This is a genomic window from Kitasatospora sp. NPDC094015 (assembly GCF_040304075.1).
Classification (GTDB): Bacteria; Actinomycetota; Actinomycetes; order Streptomycetales; family Streptomycetaceae; genus Kitasatospora.
Genome location: NZ_JBEOUL010000001.1, coordinates 516,272 through 531,735 on the forward strand (window position 1 = coordinate 516,272; position 15,464 = coordinate 531,735).

General features: G+C 76.0%; 14 protein-coding genes. 3 read left to right on the top strand and 11 right to left on the bottom strand.

Annotated features, from left to right (window positions below; translation table 11 throughout):
* Positions 1–14: 14 nt before the first annotated feature.
* The 3 genes from ABT014_RS02270 to yczE all read right to left on the bottom strand — a co-directional run bounded on the left by ABT014_RS02270 (position 15) and on the right by yczE (position 3,864).
* Positions 15–1,175 (bottom strand): glycosyltransferase family 4 protein, encoded by a 1,161-nt coding sequence (locus ABT014_RS02270; RefSeq protein ID WP_350635911.1) that lies wholly within the window; start codon positions 1,173–1,175, stop codon positions 15–17.
* A gap of 229 nt (positions 1,176–1,404) precedes the next feature.
* Complete coding sequence (gene recN, locus ABT014_RS02275; RefSeq protein WP_350636007.1) at positions 1,405–3,138, bottom strand: DNA repair protein RecN; 1,734 nt, start codon at positions 3,136–3,138, stop codon at positions 1,405–1,407.
* A gap of 75 nt (positions 3,139–3,213) precedes the next feature.
* The gene (gene yczE / locus ABT014_RS02280) at positions 3,214–3,864 is read right to left on the bottom strand and encodes a membrane protein YczE (RefSeq protein WP_350635914.1); all 651 of its coding nucleotides are present in this window, start codon (positions 3,862–3,864) and stop codon (positions 3,214–3,216) included.
* A 119-nt stretch (positions 3,865–3,983) separates the two neighbouring features.
* On the opposite strand from yczE, the gene yczR reads away from it, so the two are divergent.
* Positions 3,984–5,483: a MocR-like transcription factor YczR gene (gene yczR, locus ABT014_RS02285; RefSeq protein WP_350635917.1), complete on the top strand. Its 1,500-nt coding sequence runs from the start codon at positions 3,984–3,986 to the stop codon at positions 5,481–5,483.
* A gap of 73 nt (positions 5,484–5,556) precedes the next feature.
* On the opposite strand, the gene ABT014_RS02290 is transcribed toward yczR, so the two are convergent.
* The 4 genes from ABT014_RS02290 to ABT014_RS02305 form a co-directional block, all read right to left on the bottom strand.
* Positions 5,557–6,459, bottom strand: coding sequence for an NAD kinase (locus ABT014_RS02290; protein WP_350635920.1), 903 nt, complete (start codon positions 6,457–6,459; stop codon positions 5,557–5,559).
* 93 nt (positions 6,460–6,552) lie between these two features.
* Positions 6,553–7,359 carry a TlyA family RNA methyltransferase gene (locus ABT014_RS02295; RefSeq protein ID WP_350635923.1) on the bottom strand — a complete coding sequence of 269 codons (807 nt, stop codon included), beginning with the start codon at positions 7,357–7,359 and terminating at the stop codon, positions 6,553–6,555.
* 32 nt (positions 7,360–7,391) lie between these two features.
* Entirely contained in the window at positions 7,392–7,592 is a 201-nt protein-coding gene (locus tag ABT014_RS02300; protein ID WP_350635926.1) for a hypothetical protein, read from the bottom strand.
* Positions 7,585–8,448: a hypothetical protein gene (locus ABT014_RS02305; RefSeq protein ID WP_350635929.1), complete on the bottom strand. Its 864-nt coding sequence runs from the start codon at positions 8,446–8,448 to the stop codon at positions 7,585–7,587. The genes ABT014_RS02300 and ABT014_RS02305 overlap by 8 nt, the downstream gene beginning before the upstream one ends.
* A 258-nt stretch (positions 8,449–8,706) precedes the next feature.
* Between ABT014_RS02305 and ABT014_RS02310 the strand changes: the two genes are divergently transcribed.
* Positions 8,707–9,054 carry a sterol-binding protein gene (locus ABT014_RS02310; protein WP_350635932.1) on the top strand — a complete coding sequence of 116 codons (348 nt, stop codon included), beginning with the start codon at positions 8,707–8,709 and terminating at the stop codon, positions 9,052–9,054.
* Positions 9,055–9,093: 39 nt separating this feature from the next.
* Here ABT014_RS02310 and ABT014_RS02315 read toward each other — a convergent pair whose 3' ends face one another.
* From ABT014_RS02315 to ABT014_RS02325, 3 genes are all read right to left on the bottom strand, one after another.
* A complete protein-coding gene (locus ABT014_RS02315; RefSeq protein ID WP_350635935.1) occupies positions 9,094–10,509 on the bottom strand; it encodes a VWA domain-containing protein in 1,416 nt (471 codons plus the stop codon).
* A gap of 79 nt (positions 10,510–10,588) precedes the next feature.
* Entirely contained in the window at positions 10,589–11,632 is a 1,044-nt protein-coding gene (locus ABT014_RS02320; protein ID WP_350635938.1) for an HAD-IIA family hydrolase, read from the bottom strand.
* A 46-nt stretch (positions 11,633–11,678) separates the two neighbouring features.
* Positions 11,679–12,197 carry a tetratricopeptide repeat protein gene (locus tag ABT014_RS02325; RefSeq protein WP_350635941.1) on the bottom strand — a complete coding sequence of 173 codons (519 nt, stop codon included), beginning with the start codon at positions 12,195–12,197 and terminating at the stop codon, positions 11,679–11,681.
* Between the two features lie 97 nt (positions 12,198–12,294).
* Here ABT014_RS02325 and ABT014_RS02330 point away from each other — a divergent pair, with 97 nt between their 5' ends.
* Positions 12,295–13,668 (top strand): DUF1015 family protein, encoded by a 1,374-nt coding sequence (locus ABT014_RS02330; RefSeq protein ID WP_350635944.1) that lies wholly within the window; start codon positions 12,295–12,297, stop codon positions 13,666–13,668.
* A 76-nt stretch (positions 13,669–13,744) separates the two neighbouring features.
* Here ABT014_RS02330 and ABT014_RS02335 read toward each other — a convergent pair whose 3' ends face one another.
* Positions 13,745–14,599, bottom strand: coding sequence for a tetratricopeptide repeat protein (locus ABT014_RS02335; protein WP_350635947.1), 855 nt, complete (start codon positions 14,597–14,599; stop codon positions 13,745–13,747).
* Positions 14,600–15,464 lie beyond the last annotated feature (865 nt).

Consider the following 15,464-nt stretch of genomic DNA (forward strand, 5'->3'; position numbering starts at 1 on the left):
CCGGCGGCGGGCGGTCAGCCGCGCTGGACGAGCTCGTCGTACGTGGACAGCACCTGCGCCACGGTGGCGGCCTCGTCCGGCCAGGTGGCCGCCTGCTGGCGGCCGGCCTCGGCGAGTTCGGTCCGGCGCTTGGGCTCGGACAGCAGCTCGCCGAGCGCCTCGGCGAGCGCCGCCGCATCGCCGTAGGGCACCAGCAGGGCCGCGTCGCCGACCAGTTCGGGGATCCCGCCGACGGCGGTGGACACCACCGGCACCCCCGCCCGCATGGCCTCCTGGACCACCAGCGAGCGGGCCTCCCAGCGGCTGCTGAGCACCACCACGTCGGCGGCGGCCAGCAGGTCGGGCACGTCGGTGCGGTAGCCGAGCAGCTCGGCCGGCAGCCGTTCGGCGGCGATCCGCTCGCGCAGCTGCTGGGCCTCCGGGCCGTCGCCGGCGATCACGATGAGCGGCTCGGGGCCGGTCAGCCGGCGGACCGCGTCCAGCAGCAGCCCGAAGGACTTCTGCGGCACCAGCCGGCCGACCGCCAGCACCACCGGGCGCTCCGCGCGGTCCCCGAGCAGCGCCGCCCGGGCGGCGGTCCGGTCCAGCTCGCCGGGCGGGATCGGCGGGGCCGCGATCGGCCCGAGCCGGGCGTCGGTGGCGCCCAGCTCGCGGGCCCGGGCGACCAGGTCCGAGGAGGCTCCGAGCACCAGGTCGGCGGCGCGCACCACCCGGCGCTCCAGCAGCCGCTGGAGCCGGCGCTCCATCCCGGTGGAGAGCATCGCGTGGTGCGAGGTGACCACCAGCGGGGTCTGCGGGCGCAGGCCCGGGAAGCGGCCCGCGGTGCGCAGCGCGAGGTCGGCCAGCAGGCCGGCCCGCATGCCGTGGGCGTGCACCACGTCGGCGCCGGTGAAGGCCCGGCGCAGCTCCCCGATCGCGGCCGCGTCGCTGCGGGCGCCGGCGGTCGGGGTGATCTCCACCTGGTGGAACCGGGCCCCGGCCCGGGAGAAGCCGAACAGCTCGTCGGTGCCGGCCGGCGCGCAGACCGTCACCCCGACCCCGTGCGCGACCAGGCCCTGGGCGAGGGAGCGGACGTGCGCTCCGATGCCGCCCGTGGCGGCTGACAGGACGAGCACCACCTGCAGCTGCCCCGATTCCTGGGCGGCCGCGGTGCCCCGGGTGGCGGAATGCTCCACGTCGTCTCGCTCCGACTCGATCACTCGACTCACGCCGCCGAAGGCTGTGGCCCCCGGACGGCGCTCGGGACTGGAAAGCCAATGTCCAGCCGCCACCATGCCAGGTCGGGCGGGTGCTTGGACAGTCGGCCGGGCCTGCGGGCGCGTCGCCGATGGGCGTGCGTCCGGGGCCGGACGGTCTCCCCGGCCCTGGTCAGGGGTGTCGACCGGGCCGGGGTCGGGCGGTGCGTCAGCCGGTGCGCGGGGCGCGGGCGGCGGCGAGCAGTTCCTCGGCGTGCGCCCGGCCCAGCTCGGAGTCCTCCAGGCCGGCCAGCATCCGGGAGAGTTCGCGCACCCGCTCCTCGTCGGTGAGCGCCTTGACGCCGCTGCGGGTGACGGTGCCGTCGTTGGTCTTCTCCACCACCAGGTGCCGGTCGGCGAACGCGGCCACCTGCGGGAGGTGGGTGACCACCACGACCTGGGCGCTGCGGGCCAGTTTGGCCAGCCGGCGGCCGATCTCCACCGCCGCCTTGCCGCCGACGCCGGCGTCGACCTCGTCGAACAGGTAGGTGGGCACCGGGTCGGCCCCGGCGAAGACCACCTCGACCGCAAGCATCACCCGGGACAGCTCGCCGCCGGAGGCGCCCTTGGCGATCGGCCGGGGCTGCGCGCCCGGGTGCGGCGCGAGCAGCACCTCGACCTCGTCCACGCCGTGCGAGCCGTACGCGACCGTGCGGCCGCCCACCTCCAGCCCGGACGGGTCCTCGGTCCGGCTGATCGCGAAGGTCACCCGGGCGTGCGGCATGGCGAGTTCGGCGAGTTCCGCGGAGACCGCGGCGGCGAACTTGTCGGCCGCGGCGGACCGGGCGGCGGACACCTCGGCGGCCAGCGCGGCCAGTTCGGTGCGCAGCGCGCCCTCGCGGGCCCCCAGCTCGTCGATCCGCTCGTCGTCGCCGTCCAGCTCGAGCAGCCGGACGGCGCCGGCCTCGGCCCAGGCCAGCACCTCGGCCAGGGTGCCCTCGGGGCCGGCGTACTTGCGCAGCAGCTGGACGAGCACGGCCCGGCGGTCCTCGACGGCGGCCAGCCGGACCGGGTCGGCGTCCAGGTCGTCCGCGTAGCCGGCCAGGTCGCCGGCCACGTCGGTGAGCAGGTAGCCGACCTCGTTCAACCGGTCGGCGAGGGCGGCGAGGCGCTCGTCGTGGTGGCGGACCGCGTCCACGGCGCGGCGGGCCTGGGCGACCAGGGTGCCCGCGTCCACCCCCTCCGGGTCGGAGGGGTCACCGGCCAGCGCGGCGTGCGCCAGGGTGGCCGCGGAGGAGAGCGAGTCGGCGTGGCCGAGTCGCTCGGCCTCGGCGGCGAGCTCGGCGTCCTCGCCGGCCACCGGCTCGGCGGCGGCGATCTCGTCCAGGCCGAAGCGCAGCAGGTCCGCCTCCTGGGCGCGCTCGCGGGCCCGGGTGGTCAGTTCGGCCAGGGTCGTGGTGACCTCGCGCAGCAGGCGGTAGGTCTCGCGGTAGCGGGCCAGCGGCTCGGCGACGTGCTCGCCCGCGTAGCGGTCCAGCGCGCCGCGCTGCCGGGAGGGGCGCAGCAGCCGCTGCTGGTCGGTCTGGCCGTGCACGGCGACCAGGTCCTCGCCGAGCTCGGCGAGCAGGCCGACCGGGACGGAGCGGCCGCCCACGTGGGCGCGCGAGCGGCCCTCGGCGGAGACCGTGCGGCTGACCAGCAGCTCACCGTCCTCCAGCTCGGCGCCGGCCTCCAGGGCGCGCGCGACCACCGGGGAGCCGGCGGGCAGCGTGAGGCGACCCTCCACCACGGCCCGCTCCGCGCCCCGCCGCACCAGCCCGGGGTCGGCCCGGCCGCCGAGCAGCAGGCCGAGGCTGGTCACCACCATGGTCTTGCCCGCACCGGTCTCGCCCGTCACGGCGGTGAATCCCGGTGCCAGTTCGACCACGGCGTCGTCGATGACACCAAGATCTCGTATCCGCATCTCGTCCAACACGGAGACGACCTTACGAGGTTCTGCCCACACCGCGCGACGAGCGGCGGGGTCGGATGCCCAAGTTCATCCCTTCCGGGCGGCTTCGGGCGCTCCCGCCGCGGCCGGCGCCGGGACCGTGCACCAGCGCAGGAAGAACTGCGCCAGCGGGCCTATGGCCAGCGCGTACGCCACCGTGCCGACCCCGAAGGTGCCGCCGAGGGTGATGCCGACCAGCAGCACCACCAGCTCGATCCCGGTGCGGATCAGCCGCAGCGAGCGCCCGGTGCGCCGGTGCAGCCCGGTCATCAGGCCGTCCCGCGGGCCGGGGCCCAGCCGGGCCCCGATGTAGAGGCCGGTGGCCAGTCCGTTCAGCACGATCCCGGTGGCCAGCAGCAGCACCCGGGCGGGCAGCGCGCCGGGCGCGTCGACCAGGCCGAGGGTGAGGTCCATCGCGGCGCCGAGCACCAGCACGTTGCCGATCGTGCCCACCCCGGGCCGCTGCCGCAGCGGTATCCACAGCAGCAGCACGCAGGCGCCGGTGATGGTCACCCAGGCGCCCACGCTCAGCCCCAGGTGCTTGCTCAGACCCTGGTGCAGGACGTCCCAGGGGTTGGCGCCGAGCGAGGCGCGCAGCATCAGCGCCATGCTCGTCCCGTAGAGCACCAGCCCGACCAGCAGCTGGCCGAAGCGCCGCGCGGGCGCGTCGGTGGACCAGGCCGGTCTGGGAGCGGTCATGGTCATGGGATCTCCTCCACCACACGAAGTGCTTGACGCCCGAGCGGGCCGCACTGCCATCATGGAAGGGCCACCCGAAGCCGTCACAGGGCCAATCCGAGGAAAGTGGACCGGTAGCGATGTCCGACTGGCACAGCACCCTCACCCCGCCCGCCCTCGCCCGGCTGCTGCGCACCGCCCGCGTACCCGACCGCCCCGGACGCCCGACGGCCTACCGCACCCTGACCGACCGGATCGGCGCCCTGGTCGCCGACGGCCGGCTCCCGGTCGGCACCCGGCTGCCCGCCGAACGGGAACTCGCCGCCGAGCTCGGCGTCAGCCGCACCACGGTCGCCGCCGCCTACGAGGCCCTGCGCACCGAGGGCTACCTCCACAGCCGCCGCGGCGCCGGCAGCTGGACCACCCTGCCCGAGGGCAGCCGGCCGCCCACCGACGCCCTGCACCCCGTCCCGCCGGACCAGCCCGACACCGTCGACCTGGGCGTCGCCGCCCTGCCCGCCCCGCAGCCGTACCTCGGCGAGGCCGCCGCCCGCGCCCTGGAGCAACTGCCCGCCTACGCCGCCGGGCACGGCCACTACCCCACCGGCGTCCCGGTGCTCCGGGAGGCCGTCGCCCGCCGCTTCACCGACCGCGGACTGCCCACCACCCCCGACCAGATCCTGATCACCACCGGCGCGATGGGCGCCCTCCACCTGGCCCGCCGCGCCCTGCTCGGCCGCGGCGACCGGGTCGCCGTCGAGGCCCCCAGCTACGCCCACACCCTGCAGGCGCTGCGCCGGGGCGGCGCCCGGCTGGTCCCCGTCCCGCTGGCCCGCCCCGACGGCCCCGCCGGGCCCACCCGCTGGAGCCACGGCGACTGGCAGCGGGTGCTGCGCGGCGCCGCCCCCCGGCTGGCGTACGTGATCCCCGACTTCCACAACCCCACCGGCGCGCTGATCGACGAGGAGCAGCGCCGGCACCTGCTGGCCGACGCCCGGGCCGCCGGCACCACCGTGCTGGTCGACGAGACCACCGCCGAACTCGGCTGGGGCGTACCGGACTCCGCCCTCCCACGGCCGCTGGCCGCGCTGGACCGCTCGGCGCAGGTGGTCACCGTCGGCTCGGCCGGCAAGCTGTTCTGGGGCGGACTGCGGATCGGCTGGCTGCGCGCCGCCCCCGCCCTGGTCCGGGAACTGGCCGCGAACCGGGCGTTCAGCGACATCGGCACCCCGGTGCTGGACCAGCTGATCGCCGCCGCCCTGCTCACCGACCGGCTGCCCGAGGTCCGCGCGCACCAGCACCAACGGCTGCGCGCCAGCGCCGAGGCGCTGGCCGGCGAGCTCGGCCGGCAGCTGCCCGGCTGGAGCTTCGCGATGCCGCCGGGCGGCCTGGCGCTCTGGCTGGCCACCGGCGGGGTGTCCGGCACCGCCCTCGCCCGGGCCGGCGAGCGCACCGGCGTCCGGCTGGCGGCCGGCGCGCGGTTCGGCGTGGACGGCGCCTTCGAGGACTACCTGCGGATCCCGCTGACCGTGCCGCCCGCCGCCGCCCCGGAGGCGGTGGCCCGGCTGGCCGAGGCCGCCGCCCAGGCCGCCCGGGGCGGCTACGGCGGAACGGCGCAGGACGCCCCGTCCGCCGCCTGAACACCGCCACCGGGTGAGCTTCCTGACGCCCTATCGGACCACGGCGCCAGGAAGCCGATCGACACCCATCCGGTCAGCGGGTCTGCGAACGCCCGCGCCAACCCGTCACCGGCAGCGCGAACTTGGCCACCAGCCGGTCGGTGAACGGGGCCCGGTGCAGCCGCGCCAGCCGGACCGGGATCCGGCCCTTGCGCACCTCCACCCGCGCCCCGGCCGGGAGTTCGACCGAACGCCGGCCGTCGCACCAGAGCACCCCGTGCGGGGTCTTCGGCTGCACCTCCACCGCCAGCACCGACGCGGGCGAGGTCACCAACGGCCGGGCGAACAGCGCGTGCGCGCTGATCGGCACCATCAGCAGCGCCTCCACCTCCGGCCACACCACCGGACCGCCGCCGGAGAAGGCGTACGCCGTCGAACCGGTCGGCGTCGCGCAGACCACCCCGTCGCAGCCGAAGTTGGAGACCGGGCGGCCGTCCACCTCGGTCACCACCTCGAGCATCCGCTCCCGGGCCGCCTTCTCGATCGACGCCTCGTTCAGCGCCCAGTCCTCGTGCACCACGTCGCCGTTGGTGCGCACCAGGACGTCGATCGTCATCCGCTCCTCGACCTCGTAGTCGGCGTCGACCACCCGCTCGACCACCACCGCCAGGTCGTCCCGCTCCGCCTCCGCCAGGAAGCCCACCCGGCCCAGGTTGATGCCGAGCATCGGCAGCCCGGACTCGCGGGCCAGCTCGGCACCGCGCAGCAGCGTCCCGTCGCCCCCCGCGACCAGGATCAGCTCGCAGCCGGCCGCCGCCCCCGGGCCACCGGTCACCCGCTCGACGCCCTCCGGCAGGTCGAGGTCGACCGCCTCCGAGGCCAGCAGCCGGATTCTGATCCCGGCCTTCAGCAGGCCGTGGACCAGCGCCTCGACGCTGCGCAGCGCGGCCTCCCGTCCGGTGTGCGCGATCAGGAAGACCGTACGTCCGTCACTCATGCCCGCTGCCCTCTCCCTCACGTCTGCCGGTTCGCCCTTGAGCCGGTCCCGGCCGCGGCCCTGCGCGCGGCGTTCGGACGTCTGCCGAGCACCCTATCGGGGGCCCTCCTCCACGGCCCGGTCCGCCTCGGCCGGATCCAACGGCGGCGCGCCGCGGCGCAGCCACAGGAAGTACTCGACGTTGCCGGACGGCCCCGGCAGCGGGCTCGCGGTCACCGCCCGCACCCCGAGACCCGACTCCCAGGCCTGGGCCGCCACCTGACGGATCGTCTCGGCCCGCAGCTGGGGGCTGCGCACCACACCGCCGCTGCCGAGCCGCTCCTTGCCGATCTCGAACTGCGGCTTGACCATCATGACCAGGTCCGCGTCGGGCGCGCAGCAGCCCGCCAGCGCCGGCAGCACCAGGCCGAGCGAGATGAACGAGAGGTCGCCCACCACCAGGTCGACCGCCGTCCCGCCGATCAGCTCCAGGCTCAGTTCGCGCACGTTGGTGCGGTCCATCACGGTGACCCGCTCGTCGCTCTGCAGCGACCACGCCAGCTGGCCGTAGCCGACGTCCACGGCCAGCACGTGGGCGGCGCCGGTCCGCAGCAGCACGTCGGTGAAGCCGCCGGTGGAGGCGCCCGCGTCGAGCGCGCGGCGGCCCTCGACCACCAGGCCCTGCGGGACGAAGGCGGCGAACGCCCCGGCCAGCTTGTGGCCGCCGCGCGAGACGTAGTCCGGGTCGCTGTCGTCCTTCGCCACCACCACCGCGGCCGAGGTCTCCACCTGGGTGGCCGGCTTGGTCGCGGTGGCGCCGCCGACCGTCACCCGACCGGCCGCGATCAGCTCGCTGGCGTGCTCCCGCGAACGGGCCAGGTTGCGGCGGACCAGCTCCGCGTCGAGTCGGCGTCGTGCCACTGCCACTGCTGCTTCAGCTCCTACTGCCGTGCCTACTGCTGTTCCTGGCGGCTCTGCTCGTGGTCGAGCGCGGCCAGGGTCTGCGTCAACCGCTGGTGAACATCTTCGTACACCGCGACGTGTGCCTCGGTCTCCACCCCGTCCAGCGCCTCCAGCCGGGCGAGCGCGGCGTCCACGCCGGGGTGGCCGGTCGCGGTGGGCCCGGCCCCGGACGACGGGCCCGGCTCAGCCATCGGTACCCGGCCGCGGCTCGGCCCGGGAAGAGGTCGCCTTGCGCACCACGGTCTTCCTGGCGGCCGCCTTGCGGGCGGCCGGCGTCTCGGCGGGGGTGGCGACCGCCTTGCGGGTGACGGTCTTCTTCGCGGTCGCCTTCTTGGCCGTGGTCTTCTTGGCGGAGGCCTTCTTCGCGCCGCTCGGCTCGGGAGCCGTCTGCTTCGCCGCGCCGTCCCCGGCAGGTACGCCGTCGGCCTTCCTGACGGGTGCCTTCTTCGCCGGAGCCTTCCTTGCCGGAGCCTTCTTCGCCGGTGCCTTCTTCGGCCCGCTCACCGGTGCGCCCTTCGCGGGCGGCTGCTCGGCCGGGGTCGCGACCACCGGGTCGGCCGGGTCCGGCACCGCCCAGGCGTCCGCCGGCACCTCGTCCGCCGTGCCGCCCCACTCCTCGTCGTCCCAGCCCGCCTCGAACAGGCCCTCGGCCCGCGGCGCCGGCGGCGTGGGGGCCTGCGACCGGGCGTCGGACTGCTCGGCGGGCTTCTCCTCGGTGTCCCGCAGCTGGCTCTCCAGGAAGCTGAGCACCACGCCGACCTTCATCACCTGGTCACCGACGCGCTCGAAGATCCGCTCCGCCTCGCTCCGCGCGACGCCGACCGCCAGGTCCACCCCGGCCCGGCCGGCGGTGACCGCCTCCTGGGCGAGGTTCTGCAGCGACCGCCCGGACGGCGGGAACTGCTCGGTGATCACCCGCTCCACCGCGGAGACGTCCACCCCGCCGCGCTCCAGCAGCCCGGTCGCCGTGGTCAGCACCCGCCTGCCGGTCTCCTCGGCGACCACCGTGGCGACCGCCACCGCACCCCGCACCGCATCCCGCAGCATCCGCCCGCCTCCTCCGGCGCCGACCGGCGCCCAGCTCCGCGGCGGCCCGGCCCAGGGCCTGTCTGGCCCTCGGAGGCCGCCACCTGCCCCCGACGCTACCCTCTCCTCCCCCGGGCCCGCTGCACGTTCCCGCCCCTGCGGGGCCGATCGGCCGACCTCCCGCTGCGATAGCGTGGAACGCCGACCGGCGGCCGTGCACCGGACCACCGCCGGACGGTCGCCCAGCAGAGCCGCAGCCGACGGGAGCCGCCGAAGACCATGGCCAGCATCGAGGAGTGCCGCGAGGCCCTGGAGCAGCTCAGCCGCACGATGTCCCGGGCCGAGGGCGGCGTGCGCAAGGCGGCGGCACTCGACCGCTCGCTGAGCTGCTGGATCACCGACCTGGACCTCACCTTCTCCGGGCGGCTGCGGGACGGCCGGATCCAGGACATCACCAGCGCCCCCGGGGCACCGGCCGAGCGGGCCGAGATCCGGCTGGCGATGGCCGGCGACGACCTGGTGGCCATGGTCGGCGGCCGGCTCAACTTCGCCTCCGCCTGGGCGTCCGGCCGGGTCAAGCTGGAAGCCGGGTTCCGCGACCTGCTGCGGCTGCGCTCGCTGCTCTGACCCGCCCGGCCCGCCGGCCGCGCCGGCCCCGGCGTCCGCTCAGCGGACGATGCCCCGCGCCCTGGCCTCCGCCAGCCAGCGCGGGAACTCCGCCATCAGCGCGTCGTAGAGCGCCTCGTCCGGCCACGCCCTCGGCTGCGGGCCGACCGCGACGAAGTCCGCGTTGTCGACCGCCCGGCCCACCAGGTCGTCCAGACCGGCCAGGAAGGTCAGGTCCTTGCGGTCGCCGAAGCCGACGAACTGCCAGAACAGCGGCAGCGTCGACACGTCCTTCAGCAACTTCTCGGTCTGCTTGCGGTCGGTGGGGTCGCCGTCGGTCTGGAAGATCACCAGGGCCGGGGCCCCGCCACCGCGCCGCGCGTGCAGGTCGAGCACGGCCTGCATCGCGGGCGCGTAGCTGGTGCCGCCCATCCGCACCGAGCGCCGCGCCTCGTCGATCCGCCCGTGGTGGCGCTCCAGCTGGATGTCGGTGACCAGCTCGACCTTGTTGGAGAACAGCACCAGCGGCACGCTGCCGTCGTCGTCCAGGTGCGCGGCCAGGCTGAGCACCTGCTCGGCCAGGTGCTGCGCGCTGCCGTCGCCGTAGTAGCCCCGCATGCTGATCGAGTAGTCGAGCACCAGGTAGACCGCGACCCGGTGCCCGGTCATCCCCCGCTTGGCCAGCGAGACCCCGGCCGACTCGTACTTCTGCAGCAGCGCCGGCGCCGTCGCCCGCACCTTCTCCAGGCTGATCGCGGGCGCCGGCCCGGCCGGCACCGGGGGCTGCCCGTAGGCGGGCGGCTGACCGTACGGCTGCGGCTGGGACCCGTACGCCTGCGGCTGACTGTACGGCTGCGGCTGGCCGTACGCCGCCGGCGGCTGCTGCCCGTACCCGGCCGGCGGGGCGGGCGGGAGCGGCGGCGCGACCGGCACCGGGGCCGGCGCGGGTGGCGGGACCTGCGCCGGCGCGGCCGCCGGGGCCTCCCCGACGTCCACGCCGAAGTCCGTGGCCAGCGCCGCCAGCCCGCCCGCGTAGCCCTGTCCGACCGCCCGGACCTTCCACTCCGCCCCGCGCCGGTACAGCTCCACCAGCACCACGATGGTCTCGCCGCCGGTCAGCGCCGGCGGGGCGAACTCCAACTCCGTCCCCGCACAGGCCACCACGGCCCGCGGGGTCCCCGCCGCGTCGAACACCACGCCGGGCCGGTCCACGTCCACGCTGGCCACCACGACCACCGACTCGACCCCGGCCGGCACCGCGCCCGGCTGCACCGTGACCACCGGGCCGGCGACCGAGACCCCGTCCCGCGAGGGGTTGTTGAAGAAGACCAGGTCCTGGTCGTCCCGCACCTTCCCGCCGGCACCCACCAGCAGCGCCGAGACGTCCACCGGCACCCCGGTCGCGCCGACGGTCACCGTCACCGTCGCGCCGGGCAGCGGGGCGTTGCCGCCCTTGGTCAGTACGGTCCGTGCCATGGTTCCCCCTCGTTGGTCCGCCCCAACCTGGCAGAACCGGCGAGCGGCCGTCAACGAGCGTGCCGAGGCCGCCCCGGGCTCAGAAGCCCAGCTCGGCGATGGCCTTGCGGCCGTCCGCAGGCGCACCATCGCGGTCCAGCGCGGTCCAGGCGGCGCCGCACAGCGCGCGCAGCCCGTCGTAGCGGTCCGTGCCGTCGCCGGAGACCACCAGCGCGCCGTCGAGCACCCGGGCGCTCCAGCCGCCGCAGCGGTACTCGCCGTCCGCGCCGGCGGTCACCGCCGGCTGCCCGGTCAGCAGGCCGCGCAGGTCGGCCGCCAGGTAGGTGGGCCGGTGCTCGGGCGGGGCGGTCAGCAGCTGCGCGGGGGTGGTGACCCCGGTGAACACCAGCAGGCTGTCCACCCCGCCGTTGTGGGCGCCCTCGATGTCGGTGTCCAGCCGGTCGCCGACCACCAGCGGCCGCTTCGCCCCGGTCCGCAGCACGGTCTCCCGGTGCATCGGCGGCAGCGGCTTGCCCGCGACCTCCGGCTCGACCCCGGTGGCGGTCCGCACCGCCGCGACCAGCGTCCCGTTGCCGGGCGCGATGCCCCGCGCGGTCGGCACCGTCAGATCGGTGTTGGAGGCCACCCACGGCAGCCCCTTCGCCACCGCGTACGAGGCCTCGGCCAGCTGCTGCCAGCCCACCGAGGGGTCGTAGCCCTGCACCACCGCGAGCGGGTCGTCGTCCAGCGAGCCGACCGCCACCAGGTCGTGCTCGGCCAGCGCCTCGACCAGCCCCGCACCGCCCACCACCAGCACCTTCGACCCGGCCGGCACCTTCGCGGCGACCAGCCGGGCCGCCGCCTGGGCGGAGTTGATCACGTCCGAGGCCTCGGCCGGCGCGCCCAGCTCGGTCAGGTGCTCGGCCACCACCCGCGGCGGCCGGGAGGCGTTGTTGGTGACGTACGCCAGCCGCATGCCCGCCTCCCGGGCCGCCGCCAGCGAGTCCACCGCGTGCTCGATCGCGTGCGGGCCCGCGTAGACCACGCCGTCCAGATCGAGCAGCGCGACGTCGTACGCCTCGGTCAGCGGGCGGTCGCTGCCACCCGGTGCGGTCCGTGCGGTGCCGTCTGCCGTGCTGGTCATGCGGGCTCTCTCCCTGTTCCGTCGTCCTTGGCCGCCCGGCCGGGGTTCAGCGGGCGCCGCCCTCGTCCTGCCGCGGGGCGAGGTAGCCCGGTGCACCGGGCTGCAGCGGTCCGTACGCGCCGGCCCTGGCCGCCAGGGTGGCCCGGGACTGCCGGAGCGCCGAGCGGTAGTGCGCGTTCTCCGGCCGCATCGCGACCGCCAGGGCCAGGTGCTCGGCCGAGCTCTCGAAGTCGCCGAGGCGCGCCGCGGCCACGCCCCAGCCGAACTGAGCGTAGTCGTCGGACGGATCGGCCAGCGCCACGGCCCGGAAGTTCTCCAGCGCCTCCCGGTACGCGCCCGCGTCGAACTGCGCCCGAGCCAGTGCCTCCCGGATGCTGAGCGACTGCGGCTCGGCCAGCGCCGCCCGGGCGAGCAGCTGGACGGCGGCCGCCGGGTGGCGCTCGTCCAGCAGCCGTACGCCCCGCCGGTACCAGTCGTACACGTCGCCCTCGGGCTCGCCCGGGCCGGGCACCGGCTCCCGGCCGTCCTGGCCCCCGCCGGTCGGCCGCTCCTGCCCACCACTCATGCCGTACCTCGTTCCCGGAGCTCCCCGCTCGATCCGGCTGAGCGGCACCGAGCACTTTCGATCACTCAACACCCATACCCCGACTAACATGCCCACAATGAGTGCACCCAGTGCCGAAAGCGGCGCCGAGCCTGCGACCGGCGGCCCCGGGGACCCCGGGCACGTCGCCACCGCCGGCCTCTCCCTGTCCCCCTTCCGCGGCCTGCGCTACGTCCCCGACCGGGTCGGCACGCTCGCCGCGGTCACCTCGCCCCCGTACGACGTCGTCGACCCCAACCGGCGACTCGACCTGGAGACCGGCGACCCCCACAACATCGTCCGGCTGATCCTGCCGCGCCCCGAGCCCGAGGACAGCGGCGACCGGCCCGACCGCGACACCCGCTACCGGCACGCCGCCCGCCTGCTCGCCCAGTGGCAGCGCGAGGGCGTCCTCGCCCCGGACCCGCACCCGGCGCTGTACGTCTACGAGCAGCGCACCCACGAGCCCGGCGCCCCCGCCGGCGGCGTGCTGCAGCGCGGCCTGATCGGCGCCCTCGCGGTCAGCGGGCGCGAGGCCGGCGTGGTCCTCCCGCACGAGGACGTGATGCCCAGACCGGTGGCCGACCGGGTGGGGCTGATGCGCACCACCAAGGCCAACCTCGAACCGCTGCTGCTGACCTACCGGGGCAACGGCGGCGCGGCCCTGGTGATCGAGCGGGCCGTGCAGGGCGAACCGCTGCTGTCCACCACCACCTCGGACGGCACCGACCACCGCCTGTGGGCGGTCACCTCCCCGCTCGACCTGGCCACGGTCGGCCGGGACCTGAGCACCTGCCGGGCCCTGATCGCCGACGGGCACCACCGCTGGGAGATGTACCTGCGGCTCCAGCGCGAGCACCGCCACCTTCCGCGCAGCCCGTGGGACCGCGGCCTGGTGCTGCTGGTCGACACCGCCCGCTACCCGCTCCAGGTCCGGGCGATCCACCGGGTGCTCTACCGGCTGCCGATCGCCGAGGCACTCGCCGGGCTGGCCGAGCACTGGCAGGTCAAGGAGGTCCCCGGCCCGCTGCCCGCCGCCCTGGAGGCGCTCGCGGACGCCAAGCGGCACGGCGGCAACGCCTTCCTGCTCACCGCCGGGGACGGCACCTTCTGGCTGATCGGCGAACCGGAGGAGGCGCTGCTCTCCGCCACCGTCCGCACCGACCGGCCGCAGGAGTGGCGCCACCTGGACGCCACCGTGCTGCACGCGACGCTGCTGGACCACACCTGGCGGATCCCGGACGGCCCCGACGACATCGGCTACCTGCACTCGGCCGAGGGCGCCGAGCGCGAGGCCGCCCGCTCCGGCGGCACCGCCGTGCTGCTGCATCCGGTCGAGGAGCGGGTGGTGCGGCGGCTGGCGGAGCAGGGCGTCACCATGCCGCGCAAGTCGACCTCCTTCGGCCCCAAGCCGGCCACCGGCCTGGTGCTCCGGAGCCTGCAACTGGGCTGACCGCCCGCCCACGGGGATACGCCGAGGGCCCCACCGCAGCTGCGGTGGGGCCCTCGGCGTATCGGCGGGGTGCCGGTCAGCGGCGCTCGTCCTCGGAGCGCGCCGGGCGGGCCTCGTCGTCCTCGTCCTCGTCGATCTCGAGGTCGTCCTCGTCGTAGTACTCCTCGACGTCCTCGTCGTCCTCGTAGATCACCCGGTCGTCGCCGACCTCGTCGGGCGCGACGGTCGGCCGCGAGCTCGCCGCCGGCTCCTCGTCCCGCTCGTCCTCGGCACCGTTCTCGTCCTCGGCCAGCTCCGGGTCGAGGGTGTCCACGAACTCGAGCCCGTCGATCTCGGCGAGGCGCTCGGAGGCGTTGGTCGCACCGTCGGTGTCGGCCTCCGCCGCCTTGGCGAACCAGTCCCGGGCCTCGTCGGCACGGCCGGCCGCGATCAGCGCCTCGGCGTAGGCGTACCGCAGCCGGGCCGTCCACGGGTGCACCGCGCTGGAGGCCAGCTCCGGGCTCTGCAGGGTCACCACGGCCGCGTCGAACTGCTCCATGTCGCTGCGGGCACCCGCCGCGACCAGGCGCATCTCGACCTGACCGGCCTTGTCCAGCTGCTTGACCTCGGGCTCGCCGGCCATCGCCAGCGCCCGCTCCGGACGGCCGAGGCCGCGCTCGCAGTCGGCCATCACGGGCCACAGGTCGGCCCGGCCGGTCATCCGGCGCGCGGCCCGGAACTCGGTCAGCGCCTCGGCGTAACGCTGCGTCATGTACGAGGCGAAGCCGGCCGCCTCGCGGACGGAGGCGACCCGCGACGCCAGCCGCAGGGCGACCCGCGAGTAGTTGTAGGCCTCCTCCGGCTCGGTGTCGAGCAGGCGGGCGACCATCACCAGGTTGCGGGCGACGTCGTCGGCGAGGGTCTTCGGCAGGCTCTTCAGGTCCTGGCGCACGTCCGCGTCGATCTCGAAACCGGTGACGTCCTCCGGGATCGGCAGCCGGCGGACCGGCTCGAAGTTGCCCCGGCGGTCGTCGTAGCCACCGTCGCGGCGGTCGTCCCGCCGGTCGTCACGCCGACCCTCGAAGCGGCTGCCGCGGTCGCGGTCGCCGCCGTAGGACGGACGGCCGCCACGGTCGCCGCCACTGCGGTAGCCACCACCGGAGGGACGGTCGTCCCGGCGCGGGCGGTCGTCGCGGTTGAAGCCGCCGCCGGAGGGGCGGTCGTCGCGACGGGGGCGGTCACCGTAGGAAGGGCGGTCGCCGCCACCACGGTAGCCACCACCGGACGGGCGGTCACCGTACGACGGACGGCTGCCACGGTCCCGATCACCGTACGACGGCCGGTCATCGCGACGCGGACGGTCATCCCGGCTGTCCCGGTCGTCACGGCGGAAGTCGCCACGGGGACGGTCGTCGCGGTTGAAGCCACCGCCGGAGGGGCGGTCGTCCCGGCGGGGGCGGTCACCGTAGGAGGGGCGGTCGCCGCCACCACGGTAGCCACCACCGGAGGGACGGTCACCGTAGGACGGACGGCTGCCACGGTCCCGGTCACCGAAGGAGGGACGGTCGCCACGGGGGCGGTCGTCGCGGTTGAAGCCACCGCCGGAGGGGCGGTCGTCCCGACGCGGGCGGTCACCGAAGGAGGGACGGTCGCCACGGGGGCGGTCGTCACGGTTGAAGCCACCACCGGAGGGGCGGTCATCACGGCGGGGGCGGTCACCGTAGGAGGGACGGTCGCCGCCACCACGGTAGCCACCACCGGACGGGCGGTCACCGTACGACGGACGGCTGCCACGGTCCCGATCACCGTACGACGGC

What these genes read in the sequence shown, in the direction of transcription:
- ABT014_RS02310 (WP_350635932.1), top strand. Translation starts at nt 8,707, where the DNA reads ATGGCCAGCATCGAGGAGTGCCGCGAGGCCCTGGAGCAGCTCAGCCGC.
- ABT014_RS02330 (WP_350635944.1), top strand. Translation starts at nt 12,295, where the DNA reads ATGAGTGCACCCAGTGCCGAAAGCGGCGCCGAGCCTGCGACCGGCGGC.
- yczR (WP_350635917.1), top strand. Translation starts at nt 3,984, where the DNA reads ATGTCCGACTGGCACAGCACCCTCACCCCGCCCGCCCTCGCCCGGCTG.
- recN (WP_350636007.1), bottom strand. Translation starts at nt 3,138, where the DNA reads ATGCGGATACGAGATCTTGGTGTCATCGACGACGCCGTGGTCGAACTG.
- ABT014_RS02290 (WP_350635920.1), bottom strand. Translation starts at nt 6,459, where the DNA reads ATGAGTGACGGACGTACGGTCTTCCTGATCGCGCACACCGGACGGGAG.
- ABT014_RS02325 (WP_350635941.1), bottom strand. Translation starts at nt 12,197, where the DNA reads ATGAGTGGTGGGCAGGAGCGGCCGACCGGCGGGGGCCAGGACGGCCGG.
- ABT014_RS02320 (WP_350635938.1), bottom strand. Translation starts at nt 11,632, where the DNA reads ATGACCAGCACGGCAGACGGCACCGCACGGACCGCACCGGGTGGCAGC.
- yczE (WP_350635914.1), bottom strand. Translation starts at nt 3,864, where the DNA reads ATGACCGCTCCCAGACCGGCCTGGTCCACCGACGCGCCCGCGCGGCGC.
- ABT014_RS02315 (WP_350635935.1), bottom strand. Translation starts at nt 10,509, where the DNA reads ATGGCACGGACCGTACTGACCAAGGGCGGCAACGCCCCGCTGCCCGGC.
- ABT014_RS02305 (WP_350635929.1), bottom strand. Translation starts at nt 8,448, where the DNA reads ATGCTGCGGGATGCGGTGCGGGGTGCGGTGGCGGTCGCCACGGTGGTC.
- ABT014_RS02300 (WP_350635926.1), bottom strand. Translation starts at nt 7,592, where the DNA reads ATGGCTGAGCCGGGCCCGTCGTCCGGGGCCGGGCCCACCGCGACCGGC.